This is a genomic window from Microcystis sp. T1-4 (assembly GCF_000297435.1).
GTDB lineage: Bacteria > Cyanobacteriota > Cyanobacteriia > Cyanobacteriales > Microcystaceae > Microcystis.
The window spans coordinates 26,543-33,520 of sequence record NZ_CAIP01000107.1 but is presented as its reverse complement, the minus strand read 5'-3'; the positions used below and the strand labels follow the sequence as shown (position 1 = coordinate 33,520).

Sequence of the window (6,978 nt, the reverse complement as noted above, 5' to 3'; positions counted from 1 at the left end):
TAATCCTTAAACTTGTCTTTGGGAAAGTCCAGTGCGATTCTGGTACTGTGCCGCAGCTGTAATCAAGTAAAAAGTAAAAAGAGTACATCTTCCCTTTTTCCTTGCGAGTCAGAATGCCAATTACAAGTTTTTAATCGGTAGATAGACAAATAATTTTCTAACTACTTCTCTGCGTCGCATGGAGAACAAACAACGGTGAATTGGTTAGTTGAAGCAAATGCTTGTCCGGGTTTATTTTATGGAACTGCTGCCCAAGATGGGTTTTTAATTCGTCTCCGCACCCCCGGTGGATGGCTCAATTCTCCACAGGGAAAAGCGATCGCCACTTGGCTCGAACAATGGCAGACGACAATACAAGTTACCAATCGGGCAAATTTGCAAATTCGCGGACTGCAAAAATCCCCCAGTTTAGAAGAATTTCAAACCCTGCAAAAATTAGGGTTAGCTGCCCATAATCCCAGTATCGATCATTTGCGTAATATCATGTCCAGTCCCACGGCTGGAATTGACTGCCAAGAATCGATCGATACCCGTTCATTAGTCCAAGAATTAGATAATTTTATCCAAAATTATCCATCAATTGCCCAACTAAGTCCTAAATTTAGTATCGGGATCGATGGCGGTGGTGCAGTGGGAATTGGCACCAGTTCAACTATGGCCTGGCAACACCGCTATAATGAGATTCAGCTATCGGCAATTACCGTCAATAATCCGACAAATTTAACTTCTCTTGTTTGCTTTCGATTAGCCCTCGGAGGAGATAAACAATTCTATGACACGGACTTATTAATTGAGCCAGAAAACTGTTTAGCTGTGGTCAAAGCTTTAGTCACAGTTTATATCGATTATGTTCAACAAACCCCCAATATCAAGGGGAAAAAACCTCGGATGAAACACCTGCTCAAAGATTGGGGATTGACAAAATATCTCGAACAAGTTAACTACCAATTACATCGGACTTCTACCGGCATAATACAAGGGCAAGAATACCGGCAGGCTGCCCATTCTACTCAACCCTATTTTCATCTGGGAATTCATCCTCAAAAGCAACCAGGATTATCTTATATTGGTCTATCATTAAGATTAGGACAATTGACGGCTAATCAACTATGGGGATTAGCGGCACTATCAGAAACTTTTGGCAGTGGTCAGTTACGATTAACCCCTTGGCAGACTGTTATATTACCCGATATTCCCGATGAAAAAGTCTCAGAATTGTTGCCAAAACTGGCATCACTAGGATTATCCGCTTCTCTTGGATGGGATGCGGGGATAGTTGCCTGTAGCGGTAAACCGGGCTGTGCAGCCGCGGCCACTGCAACTCAAATTCATGCTTCTCTCTTGGCAGATTATTTGAAAGAACGCTTAACCTGCAATTCTCCTGTTAATATTCATTTGACGGGTTGTGCTAAATCCTGCGCTCAACCGGGTCCAGCCGAAATTACCCTTTTAGGAACTACCATCGAGGAAAATGGCCAAATACTAGAAGCTTATCAAGTCTATGTGGGTGATAGTCAAAAGTTCTTAGAAACACCCATATTTGAGGGAGAATTTACCAAGATTCCCCCCCTCATAGCCCAAATTTTAAGCTCCCAAAAATCGAAAAATTTAGATGAATAGAATGGAATACATTAAGAATGGCGAGGAAATTTACCGCAAATCTTTTGCTATTATTCGGGCTGAAACTAACTGGAAAAATCTCCCCGATGATTTAGCTCATGTGGCGGTTCGTCTAATTCATTCCTGTGGGATGACAGACATAACAGAAGATTTAGAAGCATCACCGGATGCAGTTAAAATCGGACGAAATGCCCTCGCTGGGGGTGCAGCAATTCTCTGTGATTCTCAAATGGTCGCTAATGGCATTACCAAAGCGCGTTTACCTAAAGATAATCCGATTATTTGTACCCTCAATCATCCAGAAGTGACCGAGTTAGCACGGCAAATTAATAATACCCGCTCCGCTGCCGCTTTAGAACTTTGGCGACCTCATTTAGCTGGAGCAGTGGTGGCCATTGGTAATGCACCAACCGCACTTTTTCGCCTGCTAGAATTGCTCGATCAAAATGTAGATAAACCGGCTTTGATTTTAGGCTTTCCCGTGGGATTTGTGGGAGCGGCAGAGTCGAAAACAGAATTAGCAACTAATAGTCGTGGTGTGCCATTTATTACCCTGCACGGACGTAGGGGAGGCAGCGCAATCGCAGCAGCAGCAGTCAATGCTTTAGCAAAAGAGAACGAATTATGAATAAATTAGGCAAACTTTATGGATTAGGAATCGGGCCTGGTGATCCCGAATTGTTGACGCTAAAAGCACACCGGATTCTCACAACTGTTCCGGTAATTGCCTATCCTACCTTAGAAAGTGGCAAAGTTTTGGCACGGGCAATTGTCTCGGATTTTATCCGTCCCGAGCAGATAGAAATTCCCATGCCTTTGCCTTTTAGTGTCGAGCGCAGTTCTCAACCTCATTATGATATTGCCGCCGAAAATATCGCCGAACAGTTAAACTTAGGTCGAGATGTGGCGGTTCTATGTGTGGGCGATCCGATGTTGTATGGCACGTTTATGTATATCTTTAATCGCTTGTGCGATCGCTTTTCCATTGAAGTCGTGCCGGGTATTTCTTCAGTGATGGCAAGTGCAGCAATGCTGGGTGTACCTATCACTTATCGAAATGACGTATTTAGTATTATGCCCGCTACTTTAGAGGCGGAAATATTGCGGGATCGCCTAGCCTTTATTGATGCAGCAGCGATTATTAAATTAGGCAGACATTTCGCTAAAGTTCGCAATATTCTCGAGGAATTAGGATTATTAGAACGCGCCCTCTACATCGAACGAGCAACCTTACCCAATCAGCAAATTATTCCGATTACAGAAGTCGATCCAGAGGCTGCTACTTACTGGTCATTAATTCTGATTCCTAGTAAAACTAAACCCCAATAACTCTATAGACACTAAGTTAAATCTTCTATCCCCTAACTGACAGAACCTATAGGGTTTAGATAATATTATGAAAATGTCTTTTCTTCGTTGCTTTTTTTGTTGCATAGGGGGTTATATACAGCGTTTCTCGAATTGATAAGGTAATCTATTTTCTTCTCCGTTCTCTGTCACCTAAAAATAACTACCATGTCCGATTTTCCTGAATCTATCCGCAATACTAGCGTCAGCGATCAAGCGACTAATAATGATGCTCTCGGATTTGAGCCTTATGTAATAGCGATCGCTGAATTTTTGTTGCATGAGCAGACACAACCACCCCTAACTTTATCGGTTGAGGGAGAGTGGGGTAGTGGCAAGTCTTCTTTTATGAAAATGTTAGAGGAATATTTACGAAAAAAGGGAGGTCGGACGGTTTGGTTTAATGCTTGGCGACACGATAAAGCGGAGTCGGTATGGGCAGCTTTTGCGCTGTCTTTTATTAAGCAGATTTCTACGCCCAAAAATTGGCGAGATTTACCTCGAATTATCCTAGGATATTTTAAATTACAATTATTGCGTTTTAACTTAGAAAAAGGCTTATTTGAATTAATTAAAGCTTTACCATTAATAATTTTTGTGATTTGTGCCTCAATTGCCATTCCTTTTATTTTAATCATTTATGGAGTTGAAGGAATTAACGAATTAATCAGAGCAACAACCTCTCAAGATATTTTGTGGAGCAAAATTAATTCAGTTTTTAAATTATTATTTACTGCGGTCGGGTTAACCTTATCAGGAGCAGGTATTTTCTCTGGTATTAAGAGTTTATTGAGAAATTTTCAAAGATTACTCCAAAACCCCAAAAACAACCTAATTAAATACATAGAAGCCCCAGATTATAAAAAACAATCGGCATTTGTAGAAGAATTTCATGAAGATTTTGCTAAAATTGTTGATGCTTATATTGGCAATGATCGGGTATATGTATTTATTGACGATTTAGATCGTTGTGAACATCCAAAATCAGCGGACTTGATGCAGGCGATTAATTTGATGATTGCTGATGATCCTTCAGTGGTGTTTATTTTAGGAATGGACAGAGAAAAAGTAGCCGCTAGTTTAGCGGTAAAATACGAAAACATTCTCAAGTATTTACCGTCGGAAACCACAGAAATTGATCCTGATATTTTGGCCAGACATAGTGCTAATAAAGGGTTAGCTTATGGTTATACTTTCATTGAAAAGTTTGTCCAGCTTCCCTTTTTAGTTCCCCAACCATCCCAGTCAGATTTTGAGCGTTTTTTGACTAAGATTGCTACTCCACAGCCTCCGCATTTACCGCCAGATAAATCCTCCTCTAAATTTTTTCAGTCATTCTGGAGTAAGTTTAAGTTAGCTTTACCCCAGAGAAATAATTCGCAAAAGCATCTCACTTCTGCAACAAGTAATCAGACAAGTGATTTAAAAAACTTGTCTCTAGATAATCCTTCGATAGAATCCGAACAAACCGAAAAACAGAAAGCACAAGCAGCTGTAATTAAGCGATTAGAAGCGATTCAAGTCAACAATTTTGATAAAGATTCCCCAACAGTGCGGAATGTCATTATGATGGTGGCTCCTGCATTGGATTACAATCCGCGACGGATTAAACACTTTATCAATGTCTTTCGTCTCAAGGTTTATATCGCTAATGAAACTGGTTTATTTTTTGAGGAGCGAGATGAGAATGATAATTTGTCAGTTCCTTCTCTAACTTTTGAACAGTTAGGCAAATTTACTGCGATTAGTTTAAAATGGCCATTGTTATTATCAGATTTGGAAAATGATAAGCAAATTTTAGCAAAATTAGAAAAATTTGCACGGGGAGAGTGGAGTCCACCAAATGAAGAGGAGTCGATTCGCTATTGGGGTAGTCATACTAAGCTTAAAGCTTTAATGGCTTACGGTTATGAAAAATCGACAACCGAGGAGGTCTTACAAATTAACCCCAAATTCAGCTTGGCGAAGGTAAATGTTGATAAGTTATTACAAGTATCGCCCAAGATAATTCGGCAAACTGAAACTGTAATTTTACCAAACTTTAACCCAGAAATGGTGGATATACCCGCTGGTAAATTTAACATGGGTTCTAATGAGAATGAGAATGAAAAACCGATACATGAAGTAATTGTGCCAGCATTTCAGATAGGCAAATATCCTATCACCCAAGCACAGTATCAAGCGGTGATGGGATATAATCCTTCCAGGTTTTCAGGAAATCCCCAGAACCCGGTAGAAACCATTAATTGGTTTGATGCTCAAGAGTTTTGTGAAAAATTGAGCCAGTTAACCGGAAAAAACTACCGTTTGCCTACAGAAGCAGAATGGGAATATGCCTGTCGCGCTGGTACAAAAACCCGATTTAGTTTTGGCGATGATAAAGAGCAACTAGGAGATTATGCCTGGGTTGATGGTAATTCAAATAATACAACCCATCCTGTTGGGGAAAAGCGGCCTAATCCTTGGGGAATCTATGATATGGACGGCAATGTTTGGGAATGGTGTGCTGATCAAAATCATGAAAGTTATGCTCGCAAACCAGACAATATTAGAGAAAATGGCAGTCTTGCATGGAGAGATAACAATATAACTAATAAGTCATCAATAATACGGCGTGGCGGTTCGTGGTGCCGCGACCCTTTGGCCTATAGCTCAGCGTATCGAGGCAGAAGCGTTGCCGATATTCGCAACGATATCGGTTTTCGTGTTGTGTGCGATCTCCCCTAATCAGTTAACAGTTAACTTTTATCAGTTGGGAGCCACCATTGGCGTAATAATATTATTGTAGGGGCGAATTGCATTCGCCCTCTTTGAATAACTTCTACTGCTCACCTATAGGTGAGGGAAAGTCACAAATAGGAGATGCAGCCGATAATTTTCTGGAAATATAGTCTTTAAACCCTTGTCTGGCAAAACTACAAGGAATGATAAGCAATGATTATCATACAAAGTCGAGGAGAGCCATAGGGGGAGCCTGAGAATAGCGATCGCTGTAGTTGCCCGTCACCGCTTTTTATGGTTACTTTAATGTTAGAATCGAATCACTTCTTTTAGGTTTTGCTATGCGTGCGATTGAAACCACTGGTATCCTCAATACCCAAGGACAAATTCAACTTGATCATCCTATTCCCCAAGAAAAAGATCGGTTTGTGCGCGTCATTCTTTTGATGTCGGAGGATGAACTGAACGAAAAAAACTGGCTAGATGCCGTTTCCCATAACCCTAGCTTTGCTTTTCTGCAAGATCCCGAAGAAGATATTTATACTCTTAACGATGGACAACCTGTAACTAATGAAGGGTAAAATTGTATTAATTCAATTTCCCTTCGACGATTTATCTTCCAGTAAGGTTCGTCCTGCTTATTGCCTAACCAATCAAATTGGAGGCTATCAACACATTATCTTTGCCCTAATTACCAGTCGTATTCCAGAAAATCCCCTTCATACAGATATTATTCTGAGACCAGAAAATCCAGATTTTATGATCAGTGGTCTTCGCCAATCGTCAGCCATCAGACTTGATCATTTAGTAACACTTCGCTCTTCACTGATTCAGCGTGAACTAGGCTCATTATCATTAAAAACCCAAACCTTAATTGTAGATATTTTGTCCGATATTCTACGTTCTTAAAAAAAATACGATCACTGATTTCTTCGGGGGCATTATTTAACGCAGTTTTTAGCTTTAAATTACAATAAATTTGTCTGTTATATCCGTTACGCTATGCTAAGATATTCTACCCTTACTGCTACAATTGGCTCCAAAGACCACTATAACCAACTAAAACCATGACTCAAGCCACTTTTGCAGAAATACTAGAGGCAACCGAACAACTTCCCCCAGAAGATCAAGAACAACTTATTCACCTGTTAAAAAAGTGAAAGACATGGACGAGGCTCAACAATACCTCAACAACTAATGGAAGGGATTCCGGCAAGATTAAAATAAATTAGGGTCATCTGGCCGCAGTCGGTTAAAACTGACTGAAAATATTACTTGGTCTGAGGAGCT

At 40.4% G+C, this 6,978-nt stretch carries 6 protein-coding genes; all 6 read left to right on the top strand.

The features are described 5' to 3' along the window. Nucleotides 1-195: 195 nt before the first annotated feature. The 6 genes from cobG to MICAI_RS05980 all read left to right on the top strand — a co-directional run bounded on the left by cobG (nucleotide 196) and on the right by MICAI_RS05980 (nucleotide 6,597). On the top strand, nucleotides 196-1,620 hold the full coding sequence (gene cobG, locus MICAI_RS06005) for a precorrin-3B synthase (protein ID WP_008199183.1): 1,425 nt from the start codon (nucleotides 196-198) through the stop codon (nucleotides 1,618-1,620). A 1-nt stretch (nucleotide 1,621) separates the two neighbouring features. Next, on the top strand, nucleotides 1,622-2,248 hold the full coding sequence (locus tag MICAI_RS06000; RefSeq protein WP_039899671.1) for a precorrin-8X methylmutase: 627 nt from the start codon (nucleotides 1,622-1,624) through the stop codon (nucleotides 2,246-2,248). Next, nucleotides 2,245-2,949, top strand: a complete 705-nt coding sequence (cobI, locus tag MICAI_RS05995; RefSeq protein WP_002765815.1) for a precorrin-2 C(20)-methyltransferase — start codon at nucleotides 2,245-2,247, stop codon at nucleotides 2,947-2,949. The genes MICAI_RS06000 and cobI overlap by 4 nt, the downstream gene beginning before the upstream one ends. Before the next feature lie 186 nt (nucleotides 2,950-3,135). After that, a complete protein-coding gene (locus MICAI_RS05990) occupies nucleotides 3,136-5,694 on the top strand; it encodes an SUMF1/EgtB/PvdO family nonheme iron enzyme (protein WP_008199176.1) in 2,559 nt (852 codons plus the stop codon). A gap of 335 nt (nucleotides 5,695-6,029) precedes the next feature. Further along, nucleotides 6,030-6,269, top strand: a complete 240-nt coding sequence (locus MICAI_RS05985) for a hypothetical protein (RefSeq protein ID WP_002750429.1) — start codon at nucleotides 6,030-6,032, stop codon at nucleotides 6,267-6,269. After that, the gene (locus tag MICAI_RS05980; protein WP_002759771.1) at nucleotides 6,259-6,597 is read left to right on the top strand and encodes a type II toxin-antitoxin system PemK/MazF family toxin; all 339 of its coding nucleotides are present in this window, start codon (nucleotides 6,259-6,261) and stop codon (nucleotides 6,595-6,597) included. The genes MICAI_RS05985 and MICAI_RS05980 overlap by 11 nt, the downstream gene beginning before the upstream one ends. Nucleotides 6,598-6,978 lie beyond the last annotated feature (381 nt).